13 protein-coding genes are annotated in these 16522 nt (G+C 71.5%); 7 read left to right on the forward strand and 6 right to left on the reverse strand.

Annotated features, from left to right (window positions below; genetic code table 11):
* Positions 1 to 59 precede the first annotated feature (59 nt).
* Positions 60 to 1349, reverse strand: coding sequence for an amidohydrolase (locus tag ACOQFR_RS00920; protein WP_421377650.1), 1290 nt, complete (start codon positions 1347 to 1349; stop codon positions 60 to 62).
* A gap of 182 nt (positions 1350 to 1531) precedes the next feature.
* Here ACOQFR_RS00920 and ACOQFR_RS00925 point away from each other — a divergent pair, with 182 nt between their 5' ends.
* The 6 genes from ACOQFR_RS00925 to ACOQFR_RS00950 are packed head-to-tail and all read left to right on the forward strand — an operon-like array spanning position 1532 to position 9379.
* Complete coding sequence (locus ACOQFR_RS00925) at positions 1532 to 1624, forward strand: potassium-transporting ATPase subunit F (protein WP_421377652.1); 93 nt, start codon at positions 1532 to 1534, stop codon at positions 1622 to 1624.
* Positions 1625 to 1640: 16 nt separating this feature from the next.
* Complete coding sequence (gene kdpA / locus ACOQFR_RS00930; protein ID WP_421377808.1) at positions 1641 to 3350, forward strand: potassium-transporting ATPase subunit KdpA; 1710 nt, start codon at positions 1641 to 1643, stop codon at positions 3348 to 3350.
* Positions 3351 to 3369: 19 nt separating this feature from the next.
* A complete protein-coding gene (gene kdpB / locus ACOQFR_RS00935) occupies positions 3370 to 5409 on the forward strand; it encodes a potassium-transporting ATPase subunit KdpB (protein WP_421377654.1) in 2040 nt (679 codons plus the stop codon).
* A 1-nt stretch (position 5410) separates the two neighbouring features.
* The gene (gene kdpC / locus ACOQFR_RS00940; protein WP_421377656.1) at positions 5411 to 6004 is read left to right on the forward strand and encodes a potassium-transporting ATPase subunit KdpC; all 594 of its coding nucleotides are present in this window, start codon (positions 5411 to 5413) and stop codon (positions 6002 to 6004) included.
* Positions 6005 to 6008: 4 nt separating this feature from the next.
* Positions 6009 to 8681 carry a DUF4118 domain-containing protein gene (locus ACOQFR_RS00945; protein ID WP_421377658.1) on the forward strand — a complete coding sequence of 891 codons (2673 nt, stop codon included), beginning with the start codon at positions 6009 to 6011 and terminating at the stop codon, positions 8679 to 8681.
* Between the two features lie 2 nt (positions 8682 to 8683).
* Complete coding sequence (locus ACOQFR_RS00950; protein ID WP_421377660.1) at positions 8684 to 9379, forward strand: response regulator; 696 nt, start codon at positions 8684 to 8686, stop codon at positions 9377 to 9379.
* Here the strand turns inward: ACOQFR_RS00950 and ACOQFR_RS00955 are convergent.
* From ACOQFR_RS00955 to ACOQFR_RS00975, 5 genes are all read right to left on the reverse strand, one after another.
* Positions 9328 to 10653, reverse strand: coding sequence for a hypothetical protein (locus ACOQFR_RS00955; protein WP_421377662.1), 1326 nt, complete (start codon positions 10651 to 10653; stop codon positions 9328 to 9330). The genes ACOQFR_RS00950 and ACOQFR_RS00955 overlap by 52 nt on opposite strands.
* Positions 10650 to 11759, reverse strand: a complete 1110-nt coding sequence (zapE, locus tag ACOQFR_RS00960) for a cell division protein ZapE (protein ID WP_421377664.1) — start codon at positions 11757 to 11759, stop codon at positions 10650 to 10652. The genes ACOQFR_RS00955 and zapE overlap by 4 nt, the downstream gene beginning before the upstream one ends.
* The gene (locus ACOQFR_RS00965) at positions 11752 to 12423 is read right to left on the reverse strand and encodes an alpha/beta hydrolase (RefSeq protein WP_421377665.1); all 672 of its coding nucleotides are present in this window, start codon (positions 12421 to 12423) and stop codon (positions 11752 to 11754) included. The genes zapE and ACOQFR_RS00965 overlap by 8 nt, the downstream gene beginning before the upstream one ends.
* A 17-nt stretch (positions 12424 to 12440) precedes the next feature.
* Positions 12441 to 14192 carry an ExeM/NucH family extracellular endonuclease gene (locus ACOQFR_RS00970; RefSeq protein WP_421377667.1) on the reverse strand — a complete coding sequence of 584 codons (1752 nt, stop codon included), beginning with the start codon at positions 14190 to 14192 and terminating at the stop codon, positions 12441 to 12443.
* Between the two features lie 68 nt (positions 14193 to 14260).
* Entirely contained in the window at positions 14261 to 14776 is a 516-nt protein-coding gene (locus ACOQFR_RS00975; protein WP_421377669.1) for a c-type cytochrome, read from the reverse strand.
* Between the two features lie 152 nt (positions 14777 to 14928).
* Here ACOQFR_RS00975 and ACOQFR_RS00980 point away from each other — a divergent pair, with 152 nt between their 5' ends.
* Positions 14929 to 16515, forward strand: a complete 1587-nt coding sequence (locus tag ACOQFR_RS00980) for an MASE1 domain-containing protein (RefSeq protein ID WP_421377670.1) — start codon at positions 14929 to 14931, stop codon at positions 16513 to 16515.
* Positions 16516 to 16522: the final 7 nt, after the last annotated feature.

A 16522-nucleotide genomic window follows, 5' to 3' on the forward strand; every position in this document is an offset into this window, starting at 1 on the left:
GAGGAAAACATACCAGGTATGTTTTCAGTCCCAATGAGATAGGAACGGTAACTGGTAAGTTATCTCTGCAGGCGGTCGAGGGAGACCTGGAGCATCGTTCGCACGCCGACGTCCAGGGCCTGTTCGTCGAGCAGGAACATCGGCGAATGGTTGGCCGGCGCCTTCAGCGGATCGACGCCCGGGGCCGTGCTGCCGACGAACCAGAAGAACGTGGGCGCCACGGTGGCGTACTGCGAGAAATCCTCGGCAATCGTCAGCAGGGGCATCTCCACCACCTTGCCCTCGCCCAGCGCGGTGCGCAGCGAGGCCAGGCCCGAAGGGGCCAGCGTGCCGTCGTTGGCCGTCACCGGGGCATTGTTCACCACGCGCAGGGTGGCCTTGGCGCCGCTGGCCGTCGCGACGCCGTCGGCCGTGGCGCCCATGCGCGCAATCACGTCGGCGCGCATGGCCGGGTCGAAGGTGCGCAGGGTGCCGGTCATGTCCACGCGATCGGGCACGATGTTGAAGCGCACGCCGCCGTTGATGGCGCCCCTGGTCAGCACCACCGGCGAGCGGGTGATGTCCACCTGCCGCGCGAGGATGCTCTGCCAGCCCAGGTGCACCTGCGCCGCCACCGTGATCGGGTCAACGCCGTCCCACGGGCGCGAGCCGTGGGTTTGCTTGCCGTCAATGCGAAGGGTCCATTCGTCGGCGGCGGCCATCACCGGACCGGTGCGCGTGCCCACGCTGCCAACCGGCAGCGCGGCCCAGACGTGCAGCCCATAGATGGCGTCGGGCTTGAAGTCAGCGAACAAGTTTTCCTTGATCATGCGCGCGGCGCCGTAAACCTCGCCCACGGTGGGCGGGCCCTCCTCGGCGGGCTGGAAGACGAACATCGCCTCGCCCGAAAGCTCGCCCCGCATGGACGCCAGCGCTTCCGCCACGCCCATCAGGATGGCCACGTGCGCGTCGTGGCCGCAGGCGTGCATCACGCCCACGGGTGTGCCGCGGTAGTCGGCTTTCACGGTGGAGGCGAAGGGCAGGCCGGTTTCTTCGGTCACCGGCAGCGCGTCCATGTCGGCACGCAGCGCGATGCGCGGGCCCGGCTTGGCGCCGCGCAGCACCGCCGACACGCCGGTGGGGCCGATGCCGGTGCGCACCTCCAGGCCGAGTGAGCGCAGGTGCTCCGCCACTTTCGCGGCCGTTCGGGTTTCCTGGTTGCCCAGCTCCGGGTGCTGGTGCAGGTCGCGGCGCCACGCCTGCACCTTGCCCTGCACCGACGCGGCCAGGGCGTCCAGCTGGGGCGGCTGTGCCTGCGCCTGCAGCGGCAGCAGGGCGGCAAGGGCGGCGGCAAGCAGCAGTGGGCGCATGGAAGTTCCTGGGGTGTGGAGGGGGGCGGGCTCGGTCAAGCATTGAATCTACCCCAGCCCGCCGCAGCCATGCGCGCTGTGCATGGAAAGGGCTGTTTACGCCGAATTTACGCGATGGTTCGAGCCGGGCATGGCGAATTTACGGCCGGCGCGCCGACAGTGGCGCCTTCAAGCCCGACCCCGTGACGACGATGACTGCATTCGTACTTTGGCTGCTGGTGATCGCGGTGGGCGTGTACCTCGCCATCGCCATGCTGCGCCCCGACAAGTTCTGATCCTCAGGTGACCACCATGTGGGAAATTCCGCTGACCCTGGCGCTGATCATTGCGCTTGCCTGGCCCCTGGGCCGCTACCTGGCCGTCGCGCTGGGCGACGCGCCGTCGAAACTCGACCGCATGTTCGGCCCCGTTGAAGCCCGCGTCTACCGCCTGTGTGGCGTGGATCCGCAGCGCGGCATGACCTGGCAGGGCATTGCCCGCGCTTTCGTCGGCACCAACGCCGTGCTGGCTTTGGTGGTGATGGCCCTCTTCATGGGCCAGGGCCAGCTGCCGCTGAACCCGGACGGTGTCGCCGGCCTGGACTGGGACCTCGCGCTGCACACGATGGTGTCCTTCCTCACCAACACCAACCAGCAGCACTATTCGGGCCAGGCGCAGCTGAGCTACCTCTCCCAGCTGGCCGGCATCGTGACCCTGCAGGTGCTGACGCCGGCGATGGGCCTGGCCATCGGCCTGGCCGTGCTGCGCGGTCTGTTCGGGGGTCGGAACAAGGACGCCGCGAAGGAAGGCGAAGCGCGCGACCTGGGCAACTTCTACGTGGACACCGTGCGCGGCTGCCTGCGCGTGCTGCTGCCGCTGGCCCTGGCCTGGTCGCTGTTGCTGACCTGGCAGGGCGTGCCCAGCACCTTCGACGGCGCGAAGACCGCCACGCCGATCGACGCGCAGGCGGGCATGGCCGAGCAGGTGATCCCGGTCGGCCCGGTCGCGCCGATGGTCGCCATCAAGCAACTGGGGACGAATGGCGGCGGCTGGTACGGACCCAACAGCACCGTGCCGCTGGAGAACCCGACGCCGCTGAGCAACCTGCTGCAGGTGGTCGCCATCGTGCTGCTGCCGATGGCCATAGTGCTGATGATCGGCCGATTTACCGGCCGCAGGAAGCTCACCGCGCTGGTGTTCGGCGTGATGGCGTTCTTCTCGCTGGTGTTCGTCGGTGGCGCCGTCTGGTCGGAGTCGCAGCCGAATGCGGCCGTGGCCGGCCTGGCCGCCGACGGCCCGAACATGGAAGGCAAGGAGCAGCGCTTCGGGCCGCACGCGTCGGCGCTGTGGTCCACGCTGACCACCCAGACCTCCAACGGTTCGGTCAACGCGATGCACGATTCGCTCAACCCGGTCGCGGGCGGCATCGCCATCGGCGGCATGCTGGTGAACGCGGTGTGGGGCGGCATCGGCTGTGGCCTGGTCGGCTTCCTGGTCTACCTGCTGGTCACGGTGTTCCTGGCGGGGCTGATGATCGGCCGCACGCCGGAATTCTTCGGCCGCAGGCTCGAGGTCGGCGAGATGCGCCTGCTGTCGATGCTGGTGCTGCTGCAGCCGGTGCTGCTGTTGCTCGCCACCGGCGTGACGCTGGCCAACCCCGCGCTCACCGGCACCTCCAATCCCGGCCTGCACGGCGTGTCGCAGGTGTTTTACGAATACGCATCGGCCTTCGCCAACAACGGCTCCGGCTTCGAAGGCCTGGGGGACGCCACGCCGTGGTGGAACCTGAGCTGCACCGTGCTGCTGCTGGCCGGCCGCTACGCCGCGCTGCTGATTCCGCTGGCCGTGGCGGGACGCCTGGCCAGCAAGCGCGTGGCGCCGGTGTCCGCCGGCACGCTGGACATCGAAACGCCCACCTTCGCCATCACGCTGATTGCCGTGATCGTGCTGCTCACCCTGCTGTGCTTCCTGCCGGTCCTGGCCCTGGGCCCGATCGGTGAAGCGCTGTCCTTGGCCGCCTGAGCGACCCGGAGCCGAACCAATGAACACCGTCGTCAAATCCAGCCCGCACGCGTCCGGCATCGATGGCGCGCAGCTGCGCCAGGCCGCGTGGGCCGCGGTCGCCAAGCTCAATCCGCCGGTGGCCGCGCGCAGCCCGGTGATGTTCGTGGTGCTGGTGGGCACCGCGGTCACTGCCTGGATGGCGGCGGCCAGCGGGCCCTCCGATCCGGCCTTCGCCTTCAACCTGGCGGTGGCGCTGATCCTGCTGGCCACCGTGCTGTTCGCCAACTTCGCCGAAGCCATCGCCGAAGCCCGCGGCCGTGGCCAGGCCGCCAGCCTGCGTGCGGCGCGCGCCGAACTGGTGGCCTGCCGGATCGGCACGCAAGGCGATGAGAGGGTGCCCGCGTCCGTGCTGCGGCGCGGCGACCGCGTGCGCATCGCCGCCGGCGAAATGATTCCCGCCGACGGCGAGATCATCGAGGGCATCGCCAGCATCAACGAAGCCGCCGTCACCGGCGAGTCCGCGCCGGTGCTGCGCGAAGCCGGCACGGACCGATCGGGTGTGATCGGCGGCACCAAGGTGCTGACCGATGTGATCGTGGTGGAAGTGTCGGCCGACGCCGGCCACAGTTTCCTGGACCGCATGATCGCACTGGTGGAAGGCGCCTCGCGCCAGAAGACGCCCAACGAACTCGCGCTGACCGTGCTGCTGTCGGCGATGAGCCTGGCCTTCGTTGCGGTCGTCGCTGCGCTGCCCAGCATCGGCGCCTTCGTCGGCGTCGAGGTGGGCGTGGTGGTGCTGGTGGCCCTGCTGGTGTGCCTGATCCCCACCACCATCGGCGGCCTGCTGCCCGCGATCGGCATCGCCGGCATGAACCGCGCGCTGCAGGCCAACGTCATCGCCAAGTCGGGCAAGGCGGTGGAGATTGCCGGCGACATCGACACGCTGCTGCTGGACAAGACCGGCACCATCACCCACGGCGACCGCCAGGCCACCGACTTCCTGCCGGTGGCGGGCGTGGCCAAGCTGCAGCTGCGCGACGCTGCGCTGCTGGCCTCGCTGGCCGACCCGACGCCGGAAGGAAAATCCATCGTGGCCCTGGCACGCAAGCTGGGCAGTGCCCTGGCCGAGCCGAAGGACGCGCAGTTCCACGCGTTCAGCGCGCAGACGCGCATGTCCGGCGTGGACCTGGGCGGCGGCCGCCGGATCCGCAAGGGCGCCGGTGATTCCGTCGCACGCTGGGCCGCCGGCGAGGGCGGCGAGGCGCCGTCGGACCTGCGCGCGCTGGTGGAACAGGTGGCGCGCGCCGGCGGCACGCCGCTGGTGGTGGCCGATGGCGCGCGCCTGCTGGGCGTGGTGGCGCTGTCGGACGTGGTCAAGCCCGGCGTGCGCGAGCGTTTCGCCCGCCTGCGCGCCATGGGCGTCAGGACGGTGATGATCACGGGCGACAACCCGATCACCGCCGCCGCCATCGCCGCCACCGCCGGCGTGGACGACTTCATCGCCGAAGCCACGCCCGAGCAGAAGCTGCAGCGCATCCGCGACGAGCAGGCGCTGGGCAAGCTGGTGGCCATGGTCGGCGACGGCACCAATGACGCGCCCGCGCTGGCCCAGGCCGACATCGGCCTGGCCATGAACGCCGGCACGCAGGCGGCGAAAGAAGCCGGCAACATGGTGGACCTGGATTCGGACCCGACCAAGCTGCTGCAGGTGGTGGAGATCGGCAAGCAGCTGCTGATCACGCGCGGCGCGCTGACCACGTTTTCGCTGGCCAACGACGTGGCGAAGTATTTCGCCATCATTCCCGCGGTGTTCGCGGCGCAACTGCCGGCGCTGGCGGCGCTGGACGTGATGCAGCTGTCCAGCGCGCGCAATGCGGTGCTGGCGGCGCTGGTGTTCAACGCCCTCGTCATTCCCGCGCTGATTCCGCTGGCGCTGCGCGGCGTGCGCTTCCGTGCCGCCAGCGCCTCGTCCCTGCTGCGGCGCAACCTGCTGGTGTACGGCCTGGGCGGCGTGCTGCTGCCCTTCGCCGGCATCAAGCTCATCGACCTCGTGCTGGTCGCGGCCTTTGGAGCCTGAGATGGAAAACGACAACATTCTTGATTCGCGCGGCGGCAGTACGCTGGCCTGGCTTCGGTTTGCCGCGGTCGGCGTGCTCGGCGCCGGCCTGCTGTATCCGGCGCTCGCCACGCTCGCCGGCCAGGCCCTGTTTCCCGAACAGGCGCGCGGCAGCCTGATCGAGCGCGACGGCGTGGTGGTCGGTTCGCGCCTGGTCGCGCAGCCCTTCGTTGGCGACGGGTATTTCCAGCCGCGACCGTCGGCGGTCGGCTACAAGCCCATTGCCGCCGGCGGCAGCAACCTGGCGCCGGGCAATCCGGCGCTGCGTGAACGCATGGTGGCGACCTCCGCGGAGATCGCCGCGCGCGAAGGCGTGCCGGCCCGCGACATTCCCGCCGACCTGGTCACGGCATCGGGCTCGGGCCTGGACCCGCACCTGAGCCCGGCGGCCACGCAGCTGCAGGTGGCCCGTGTCGCGCGCGCCCGGGGCCTCCCAGTCGAAGTCGTCCAGGCCACGGTGCAGGCGCACACGCTGGCGCCCACCTTCGGCGTGTTCGGACAGTCGCGCGTGAATGTGCTGGAATTGAACCTGGCCCTCGACGCAATGGCGCCCTGACACCATGCCCACCGACCGCTCGGCCCAGGCGGATGCGCTGCTGGGACCGCTGCAGCGCGAGCGCGGCGGGCAGCTGAAGGTGTTCCTGGGCGCCGCGCCCGGCGTCGGCAAGACCTACGCCATGCTCAATGCCGCGCGCGAGCTGGCGCGGCAGGGCGTGGACGTGGTGGTGGGCCTGGTGGAAACCCACGGCCGCGCCGAAACCCAGGCCCTGGTGCAGGGCCTGGACGTGCTGCCGCGCCGCCGCGTGGACTACAGGGACCGCACGCTCGAAGAGCTCGACCTCGACGCGCTGCTGGCACGCAAGCCCAAGGTCGCGCTGGTGGACGAACTCGCGCACCAGAACGCGCCGGGCGGCCGCCACGAGCGCCGCTACCAGGACATCGAGGAACTGCTCGACGCCGGCATCGACGTCTACACCACGGTCAACATCCAGCACCTGGAGTCGCTCAACGACCTGGTGCGCCAGCTGACCGGGGTGCGTGTGCGCGAAACGGTGCCCGATGCCTTCCTCGACCGCGCCCGCGACCTGGTGCTGATCGACCTGCCGCCGCGCGAGCTGATCGAGCGCCTGCAGCAGGGCAAGGTCTATCGCGCCGATCAGGCGGCGTCGGCGCTGCAGTCGTATTTCTCCGCCTCCAACCTGACGGCACTGCGCGAGCTGGCCGTTCAGCAGGTCGCCGACCGGGTGGACGCCGACCTGCGCGAACACCTGGCCGCGCGCGGCACCGGCCCGGTGCCGATCCGTCGGCGCGTGCTGGTGGCCATCGATGGCTTCGACAACAGCGAATACCTGGTGCGCGCCGCCCGCAAGCTGGCCGAACGCCGGCAGGCGCCGTGGACCGTGGCCTACGTGGACACCGGCGGCGGCGACGACGCGCGCCAGCGCATGGTCGAGCAGTGCTTCGCGCTGGCGCGGCGGCTGGGCGGCGACGTGGCCACGCTGCGCGGCACGTCCGTGGTGGGCGAACTGATCGCCTGGGCCAGCCAGCACGCGGTGTCCACCATCGTGATCGCCCGCACCCGCGAGCGCCGGCTGGCGCGCATGTTCAACCGCACGCTGACCCAGCAGCTGCTGCAGCGCGGGGCCCACTTCGAACTCACCATCATCAATACGCCGTATGCGCGCGCGCGCGCGCGCCGCCAGATCGAATCGCCGGGGCCGGGCAGCGGTCGCGAATTCGCCCTGGCCACGCTGGCCGTGGCCCTGTCGGTGGCGGTGGCCGCGCTGGCCGAGCGGCTGCTGTCGCTGGAAGAGCTGTCGCTGGTGTTCATCCCGGCGGTGATGTGGGTCGCGGTGCGCGCGCGCATGGGCGTGGCCGCCTACGCGGCCCTGCTGTGTTTCCTGGCCTACAACTTCTTCTTCATCGAGCCGCGCTACACCTTCGACATCGCCGCGGGGCAGGGCGTGGTGACGGTGGCGGTGTTCCTGGTGGTGGCCCTGATCTGCGGGCGGCTGGCAAACCGGCTGCGCAGCCAGGTGCTGATGCTGCGCGCCGCCAATGCCCGCACCGAGGCGCTGCAGGTCCTGGGCCAGCAGCTGGCCACGGCCGCCGACGAAGGCGAAGTGCACCGCGCGGCGACGCGACAGCTGCGGGCCGCACTGTCGGCCGAGGTGGTGGTGCTGGTGGCTGCCGAAGGCCGCGGCCTGGCCCCGGTAGCCGCCGAACCGGGCGGCGCCACCCTGGACGTCTCGGCCGCCGCCGCCGCCGACTGGTGCCTGCAGCACCTGCAGCCCGCGGGCCGCTACACCGACACGCTCAACGGCGCCGGCTGGTGGTGTCTGCCGCTGGCGCAGGGCGATCGTGGCCTGGGCGTGGTGGCGCTGCGCCCCGACGCCACGGTGAAACAGCTGGCCCCCGAGGTCTCCAGCCTGGCGCAGGCGATGGTGCAGGACCTGGCCCAGGCGATGGCCCGCACGCGCCTGGTGGACGCGCTGGAAACCGCGCGCGTGACGGGCGAAACCGAGCGCCTGCGCGCCGCGCTGCTGTCGTCGGTGTCGCACGACCTGCGCTCGCCGCTGTCCTCGATCATCGGCAGCGCCGAAAGCCTGAGCGCGTACCGCGACCGGCTCTCCGCCGAGGACCAGCGCACGCTGGCCGAAGGCATCCTGAGCGAAGGCCAGCGCCTGGACCGCTACATCCAGAACCTGCTGGACATGACGCGCCTGGGCCACGGCACGCTGCAGCTCAAGCGCGAATGGATCGGCCTGGATGAAATCGCCGGCTCGGCCATCACGCGGCTGCGCAAGCTGGTGCCCGGCACCCTCGTCGAGACCCGGCTCGCGCCGGGCCTGCCGCTGCTGTACGTGCATCCGGCGCTGGTGGAGCAGGGGCTGTTCAACATCCTCGAGAATGCCGCCAAGTTCTCGCCGGCCGGCGCGGCCGTGGTGCTGGAAGCCGGACTGGTCGAAGGCCAACTGCGCATCGATGTCAGCGACCGCGGCCCCGGCATTCCCGAAGACGAGCGCCGGCGCGTGTTCGACATGTTCTACAGCGTCGAGCGCGGCGACCGCGGCGCGCAGGGCACCGGCCTGGGCCTGGCGATCTGCCAGGGCATGATGGGCGCGCATGGCGGCGTGGTGGAAGCCTTGCCCGGCCGCGATGGCGTCGGCACGACGATCCGCATTACCCTGCCCCTGATCGAGCCGCCGTCGGGGCGGCCGCGGGACGAGTGAAGATGGCCGACGCCGCCGGCGCGCGCATCCTGGTGATCGACGACGAGCCGCAGATCCGCCGCTTCCTGGCGATCAGCCTGCGCGCCCAGGGCCACGACGTGCTCGAGGCCGCGACCGGCCGCGAAGGCCTGCAGACCCTGGCCACGCGCGGCGCCGACCTGGTGGTGCTGGACCTGGGCCTGCCCGACCTGGACGGCATCGAAGTGCTGCAGGACCTGCGCAGCTGGTCGTCGGTACCCGTGATCGTATTGTCGGTGCGCGATGCGGAGGCGCAGAAAGTGGCGGCGCTGGATGCCGGCGCCAACGACTACGTCACCAAGCCCTTCGGCGTGCAGGAGCTGTCGGCCCGGCTGCGGGCGCTGCTGCGGCTGCGGCCGGAGGCCGAGCGCAATGCGGTGTTCGATGACGGCCACCTTCGCATCGACGTGGCGCTGCGCCAGGTGAAGCTGGACGGACAGCCGGTGACCCTGAGCCGGAAGGAATGGGCGCTGCTGGTGCACCTGCTGGGGCACGCGGGCCGCGTGGTCACGCAGCCGCAGCTGCTGCGCGAACTCTGGGGTCCGACGCACGTCGAGGACACGCACTACCTGCGCATCCTGGTGGCCAAGCTGCGCGCGAAACTGGGCGAGGATGCCGCGGCCCCGCGCTACCTCCACACCGAGCCGGGCGTCGGGCTGCGGTTCTCCGGCGGCCAGTAGAGCCAGCCGGCCAGCCACGCCGCCAGCACGCACCAGCCCAGGTAGCGGAAGTCGGAGCTGGGCGACAGCAGCAGCAGCGGCAGCGCCAGCGCCAGGCTGGAACCGGCGACCATCGTGGCCAGCGCACGCGGTCCGCCCGGCGGGCGGCGTATCGCGTGCCAGGCCAGCAGTGCCAGCGCTGCCAGCAGATACAGCCAGGGCGCGAACACGGGGGCATCCACCAGCCGGTCCAGCACGGACTGCACGGCGCCGTGCACGCGGCCCTCGGGTCGCGCCAGCGCGGGGTTGTCCTTGTATGCGATCACGCCTGGCTGCAGCACCAGGTAGTCGGGCTGCTCCGCCTGGCGCAGGCCCAGCAGGTATTGCGACACCCGCGCCCGATGCGCCGCGTAGGCCGCGCCGTGTTCGCGCGGCAGCGACAGCCAGGCCGCGCGCAGCGCGGCGAACTGCGCCGGCGTGTAGTCGTAGTAATAGTTCAGCCGCAGCTGCCCGCTGGCGAAACTCGGCACGTTCACGTATTCGACGAAGTCGCGCCGAAGGTCGTCCACGGTCAGGCCGGGATCCACCCAGTCGGGCGGAAACAGCAGCCGGTCCTCCGCGATCGACACCGCCGCGAGGTCCCACATCGCCACGCTGGGCCACACGGGTACGTCGCGGCCGCCGGGCACATGGTTCACGGCGGTCGAGAAGACCTGCATCACGGCGGCCATCGCCAGCGTGGCCACCGCCGCGCCAACCTTGCGCCGCGGCCACTGGCGCCACGCGATCCAGGCCAGCAGCGGCAGAGCGCCGGGCAGCGCGTTGAAGCGGAAGGCGCAGGCCAGCGCCAGCGCCGACAGCGCCGCGACCCGCCACGCGCGCCGCGGCGTGCGCAGGTCCTGCACCAGGCAGGCCACCGCCAGCGCGAACAGCGCCATCAGCCACACGTCCTTCCACAGGTGCGGCAGCAGGCCCAGCAGCGGCGGCCACAGCCCGGTCAGCAGCACCGTGCCCGCGCGTCGCGTTGCCGATCCGCCCAGTGCATCGGCGAAGAGCGCCAGCGCGCCCCACCACAGCGTCGCCTGCAGCAGCAGCATGCCGCCGGGATCGGGCATGGCCATGCGCGACAGCTGCCACAGACGCACCATCACCGGCGGGTGGGTCGGGTCGATCTGGCCGCTGCGTGCCTGCCACCACTGATAGGCCGAATCCCAGCTCAGGTAGCCGGGCCAGAACGCCAGCAGCGTCAGCCCCAGGCCCAGCCCCGCGGCCAGCCAGGGCGCGGCCCGCCTCACGGCTTGTGCTCGCGCGCCAGGTACTCGGCGCTGCGCATCTCGATCAGCCGCGAGGTCGTTCGCTCGAATTCGGCGCGCAACTTTTCGCCCGCGTACAGCGCCGCGGGCTCGGCCGCCGCGCTGAGCAGCAGGTTCACGTTGCGGTCGTACAGTTCGTCCACCAGGTGCACGAAGCGCCGGGCCGCGTTGTCCTGGCGCGCGTCGAACACCGGCACGTCCGACAGCAGCACCGTGTGGAAATCGCGCGCCACCTCGACGTAGTCGGGCGCGGCGCGCGGTCCTTCGCACAGCCCGGCGAAATCGAACCAGGCGATGCCCTCGGCCATCGCCCGCACCGGGATTTCGCGGCCGTTGATCACCAGCGGCGCGTGGTCGCGCGGGCAGTCGGCGGCCAGGCGCGCGAAGTGCTCCGCCAGGCCCTGCTCGGCGCAGGGACCCAGGGGCGTGAGGTAGTTGGGCGCGCGCGTGAGCTGGCGCAGCCGGTAGTCCTGGTCGCTCTGCAGGTGCACGACGGCGCAGTGCTTTTCGATCAGCGCGATCGCGGGCAGGAAGCGCACGCGCTGCAGGCCGTCCTTGTACAGGTTCTTCGGCTCGGTGTTGGAAGTGGTGACCAGCACCACGCCGCGCGCGAACAGGCGCTCCAGCAGCCGGCCCAGGATCATCGCGTCGGCGATGTCGCTGACGATGAACTCGTCGAGCACCAGCAGCCGCATCTCGTCGGCCAGCGCGTCGGCCACCAGGGCCACGGTGTCGGAGGCGCCTTCGGGCAGCGCCTGCAGCCGCGCATGCACCTCGACCATGAAGCGGTGGAAGTGCCAGCGCCGGCGCGGCAGGTCGCCCAGCTGTTCGAACAGCAGGTCGTTGAGGAAGGTCTTGCCGCGGCCCACGCCGCCCCACAGGTACACGCCGCGCACGGGCGCGGGCGGCAGCAGGCGCCAGAGCCAGCGCTGGAACAGCGGCTTCTCCAGCCGCGCGGGCACCTGGCGGTGGATGCGGTCGAGCTCGGCCAGAGCGCGCTGCTGCGCCGGGTCGCGCTGCCAGCGGCGGGTGGTGACGCCGTTGCCGTAGATGGCCGACGGCGGCAGGGCCGACGTCGGTTCAGCCATGGCGCGGCGGCGGCAGGTTCTTGCGCACGCCGTTCTTGATCGCGCCGCGCAGGTCCATCAGCCGCCGGTGGAAAAAATGTCCGGTGTCGGGCATGCGCACCAGGGTGGGCTTGTCCTTGAGCGTATCGATCCAGGCGTACACCGCCTGCGGATCCACCAGGTCGTCTGCCTCGCCCATCACCACCAGCCAGGGGCAGGACGGCGGCAGCACGCCGGCGAAGGGGCGCAGGCCCACCGGCGGCGCGATCGAGATCATCTGCTTCACCGGCAGGTGGCGCGCGCCCTGCAGCGCCACCCAGCTGCCGAAGGAAAAGCCCGCCAGCCACAGCTGGTCGGCCGGACGCACCTTGCGCACCCAGTCGGTGACCGCCAGCAGGTCCAGGGTTTCGCCGCGGCCGTTGTCGAAGCTGCCTTCGGACTGGCCGACGCCGCGGAAGTTGAAGCGCACCGCGGCCAGGCCCAGTTCGCTCAGGGCACGGGCGGTCATGGTGACGACCTTGTTGTGCAGCGTGCCGCCGTCGGGCGGATTGGGGTGGCAGATCACGGCCACGCCGGCACGCTCGGTGCCCGGTTCGGGCAGGTCGATCATCAGCTCCAGCGCGCCCGCCGGACCCGGCAGGCGCAGCGGGCCGGATTCGACGGGGAAGTCGGGGAGCGCGTCCATGGCGGCGATGATAGCCCTTAGTCGGCCAGGTCGAGACCCAGCAGCATTGGGTCGTGGTCGGAGGCGCGGTAGGCGTGTGCCGGGCCGTTGGCCGGGGCGCGGTAGTCGAAGCGCTCGGACTCGTCGGCATTGTTGTGCCATTCCACCGCCCCGCGCAGGCGCGCGGCCAGGCCGGCATCGAGCAGGGCATGGTCCAGGCGCGCCGACAGGCCGGCCCAGACGTAGGAATACGGCGCCTGGGCGCCTTCGAAGGCGTCGCGCCAGCCGCGCTCGCGCAGCAGGCGCAGCGGGTCTTCCTGGGCGTGCGCGTTGAGGTCGCCGATCACCAGGTGTCCGGCGGGGCGCGTGCCGGTGGGATCGGTGGCCAGGAAGTCGTGCAGCCGCCGGGCCGATTCCAGGCGCGTGGCGTTGTAGCAGGCCTGGCCGTCGCGGGCATCGGCATCGCCGCCGGTGGCTTCGCCGCAGCCGCCCTTGGACTTGAAGTGGTTGGCCGCGACCACGAACACCGGCCCGCGGCCGGCGCGGAAGGCCTGCACCAGGGGCGCGCGGCTGCGGTCGAGGAAAGGACCGTCGGCAACCGTGACCGCCTTGCCCACGGTCTGGAACCGCGAGCTGCGATAGACGATGCCGACGCGGATGGGATTGCTGCCCGGACCTTCGCCGCTGTCCACGAAGCGCCAGTCACGGTGCGGCCCCGCGGCATTGAGCGCGGCGACGAATTGCGCGATCGACGAACGCGGTCCGTAACCGTCGTTCTCCAGCTCCATCAGCGCCGCCAGGTCGGGATCCAGCGCGGTCACCACGGCCACCAGCTTGGCCTGCTGCCGCGCGTAGGCCTCGGCGCTGGCCGCGCCGCGCTCGGTCGGGAAGCCCCCGCCGGCGCCATCGCCATTGAACAGGTTGAGCACGTTGAAGCCGGCGATGCGGCGATTGCCGGGCACGGTCGGCGCCGGCGGGCGCGCCGCCTGCGTGATCCCCGCCAGCGGCTGCGTCAGCTGCAGACGGTGGCTGCCGTAACGCTCGTCCACCACACCCACCACGCCCTGCACCACGCTGCCGGTGCGCAGCGGCGCGGCGTCATTCCACGGCGCAGGCAGGTAGGCGATGCGGGCCGGGTTCTGCGCGGACTGGCCATCGTCCAGCCGCAGGGCCAGGCGCGCATTGTCGGCCGCGATGGCCTGCGCCGCCGGGCCCGGTGCAGCGCGTTCGGTCGGTGCGAACAGGCGGCCACCGAAGGACACCGACAGTTCGCCGAAGCGCGCCAGGCCGTCGTTGCCGGTCACGGTCAGCGGCGCTTCGATGGCCACGGCCATGCCTTCCCAGCGCTCCCAGTCCCCGGGCGCCTGCGGCAGCCGGGCCTGCGGCACCGGCGCGGTGCCCAGCACGGTGGTGCGGGCGGACTGCAGCGCGGTGAGGCGCGAGCCACCCTGATCGAGTTCGGTGACCACGCCGGTCACGCGCACGCGCTGACCCGACGACAGCGCGGCGTCCGCGCTGTCCGTGGACGCGACGAACAGACCCTCGGAGGTGGCCGGATCGCCGTCGTCCTGCGCGGACTGCAGGAACCAGCCGCCCAGCCCCGCCACGAAGTTGCCGGTGACGATGCCTTCGACCGTGACCTCCTGGCCCTCGAGCGGACTGCGGTCGGCCCGGCCCTGAAGGGTGCCGATGGCCGTGAGCGAGGGTGCCGCGTCGGCAGCGGCGCGATCCGGCCTGGCCGCGCAGGCGGTGGTGAGCAGCGAGGCGGCGAGCAGCAGGGTGGGACGCATGCGATGGCACTCCGTAGAAACGAAAACGCCGCCCGGAGGCGGCGCGACGTGCGGGCGAGAGGCCCAGCTTACTTGAGGTTGGCGACCATCCAGTCGACGGTGGCGATCACCTGCTCGTCCGTCAGGGACGGGTTGCCGCCCTTGGCCGGCATCAGGCCCGCGGCGCCCTGGTAACCCTCGATGGCGTGCTTGTGCATGACGTCGGCGCCCTGGGCGATGCGCGCGGCCCAGGCGGCCTTCTCGAGCTTGGGCGCGCCGCCGGCACCGGAGGTGTGGCAGGCCCCGCAGAGGTTGGCGTAGATGACCGAACCGTCCAGGGTGCCGTCGTAGGCGACCTGGCCCGCCGCGGCCTGCGCGGCGGCGGCCTTGGCCGCGGCCTGGGCGGCGGCGCCGGTGGAGCCGGCATACACCCCGCCCACCGGGCGGATGCGCTGCTGGGTGGCGGCCTGGGCCACCGGATTGGGTTCCGGCTCCTGCTGGCTGTTGACGTACAGGCCCAGCGCGATCAGGGCGAGCGTGATGCCCACCAGGATGGCGATGACCATGGAGAAATGCTTGAGGAAGACCAGATCGTGGTTGCGCACTGTCGTACCTGGACGGCGGGCCGGGGCCCTAGGCTGAAGGCCGCGATTATATCGGCCGCGGGCGGCGCACGGAAGGCGCGATGTCCCCTCTTCCTTCCCGGGTGCCGGAAGTAGCATGCTGGCAGCGGGCTGGCCGGCCCCAGGGGAAAGGCATGGTTTGGCAACCGCTGGCGCTGCTGCAGGACTCCGCCCCCGGGCGGAATCTGCGCTGGGCGGTCGTGGCCCTGGTGGCCCTGCTGGCCTGGCTGGCCTTCGAGCAGCTCTCGGCCCAGCTGTGGTTCCTGCCCGCGGGCCTGCGCCTGGCCCTGCTGTGGCTGACCCCCACCCGGCGCTGGGGCTGGCTGGCCGCGTCGGAGGTGGGTGCGCAGGCCACCAAGTCGCTGATCCTGGGCTACGGCCTGTTCACCACCACCTTCCTGGCGGTGTGCGTGGCGCCCTGGCTGATCTATGCCGCGGTGGTGTTCGTGATCCGCGGGCCGCTGCCGGCGCCGATCTTCGAAGGCCCGACCCGCATGCTGGTGTTTCTGGTGGCGGGCCTGCTGGGTGCGGCCGGCGTGTCGCCGCTGTTGTGGATGTTCCTGGTCACGGTGCCGATGAGCACGGCCGATACGCTGGCCAGCATGTTCGCCTTCATGTACGGCGACCTGATCGGCCAGCTGGTGCTGGCGCCGCTGCTGATCGCGATGCTGCACTGCCTGTATGCGCGCCGTCGCAGCGGCTTCTGGCGCGACCTGGGCCTGGTGCTGGTGGGCGCGCTGTGCGTGTTCCTGCTGCTGCAGGCCTACGTCGGGCTGGCGGTGTACGTGCTGCTGCTGGCGTTCGCGCCGCTGTTCTTCCTCGGCTTCCGCCACGGCTGGGAAGGCGCGGCGCTGGGCACGGCGGCGGTGGGCGTGGTGATCCAGGCGCTGGTGCAGGGCGGGCTGTTGACCGTCAGCGTCACCATGCTGCAGCTGGTGCTGGCCGTGGTGGGCGCGGGCGCGCTGGTGCTGGGCGCGGCCAGCACCGCGCTGCGCCTGAGCCACGAGGCGCTGGCGCTGCGGCACCAGGAGCTGGCCGCGAAGAACGACGAGCTGGCCGCGCTGGCCGACGAACTTCGGCACGTGACCCAGCGGCTGGTGCGCATCGAAGAGCAGGGCCAGCGCGAACTGGCCAACGAGCTCGACTACGAACTGGGCCACGCGATCCACGCGCTGGGCACCCGCATCAGCCTGGCCTTCCGCGACGTGCGCGACGAGCAGGGCACGCGTTTCCTGGAATCGCTGCGCGAACAGGTGCGCGAGATCCAGGACAGCCTGCGGCGCGCGCTGCGCCAGCTGCGGCCCCCGATGCTCGACAGCCATGGCCTGCGCCACGCGCTGGAAAACGGCCCGCTGCGCGAGATGCTGGAAGACGCCGGGGTAGGCTTCGAGGTGCAGTTCAGCGGCGGCGTGGATGCCCTGGACGATGACGCCCGCACCGCGGTGTACCGCATGTGCCAGGCCGCGGTGCGCGAGGCGGTGCGGCTGGACATGGTGCGGCATTTCGCGCTGCGTCTGGAGGTTCAGCCGCTGCCGGCGTCGCCGCAGCAGCAGGACGTGCAGCTGCGGGTGGACATCGACTATTCGCCCTACGCCCAGCACCTGCCGCCGATGCAGCCGCTGCCGGCCATCTTCGACCGCGTGCTGGCGGTACACGGCCGCTACCAGCTCGAACCCCTGGTGCACGGACAGCGCCACGCGGTGAGTTTCAGCACCCGGTAGCTGCCGA

It is taken from the genome of Arenimonas sp. MALMAid1274 (assembly GCF_049195245.1).
GTDB lineage: Bacteria > Pseudomonadota > Gammaproteobacteria > Xanthomonadales > Xanthomonadaceae > Arenimonas.

Excerpts from the sequence above, each read along its gene's own strand:
- ACOQFR_RS00920 (WP_421377650.1), bottom strand. The coding sequence starts at position 1,349 with ATGCGCCCACTGCTGCTTGCCGCCGCCCTTGCCGCCCTGCTGCCGCTG.
- kdpA (WP_421377808.1), top strand. The coding sequence starts at position 1,641 with ATGTGGGAAATTCCGCTGACCCTGGCGCTGATCATTGCGCTTGCCTGG.
- kdpB (WP_421377654.1), top strand. The coding sequence starts at position 3,370 with ATGAACACCGTCGTCAAATCCAGCCCGCACGCGTCCGGCATCGATGGC.
- kdpC (WP_421377656.1), top strand. The coding sequence starts at position 5,411 with ATGGAAAACGACAACATTCTTGATTCGCGCGGCGGCAGTACGCTGGCC.
- ACOQFR_RS00945 (WP_421377658.1), top strand. The coding sequence starts at position 6,009 with ATGCCCACCGACCGCTCGGCCCAGGCGGATGCGCTGCTGGGACCGCTG.
- ACOQFR_RS00950 (WP_421377660.1), top strand. The coding sequence starts at position 8,684 with ATGGCCGACGCCGCCGGCGCGCGCATCCTGGTGATCGACGACGAGCCG.
- zapE (WP_421377664.1), bottom strand. The coding sequence starts at position 11,759 with ATGGCTGAACCGACGTCGGCCCTGCCGCCGTCGGCCATCTACGGCAAC.
- ACOQFR_RS00965 (WP_421377665.1), bottom strand. The coding sequence starts at position 12,423 with ATGGACGCGCTCCCCGACTTCCCCGTCGAATCCGGCCCGCTGCGCCTG.
- ACOQFR_RS00970 (WP_421377667.1), bottom strand. The coding sequence starts at position 14,192 with ATGCGTCCCACCCTGCTGCTCGCCGCCTCGCTGCTCACCACCGCCTGC.
- ACOQFR_RS00980 (WP_421377670.1), top strand. The coding sequence starts at position 14,929 with ATGGTTTGGCAACCGCTGGCGCTGCTGCAGGACTCCGCCCCCGGGCGG.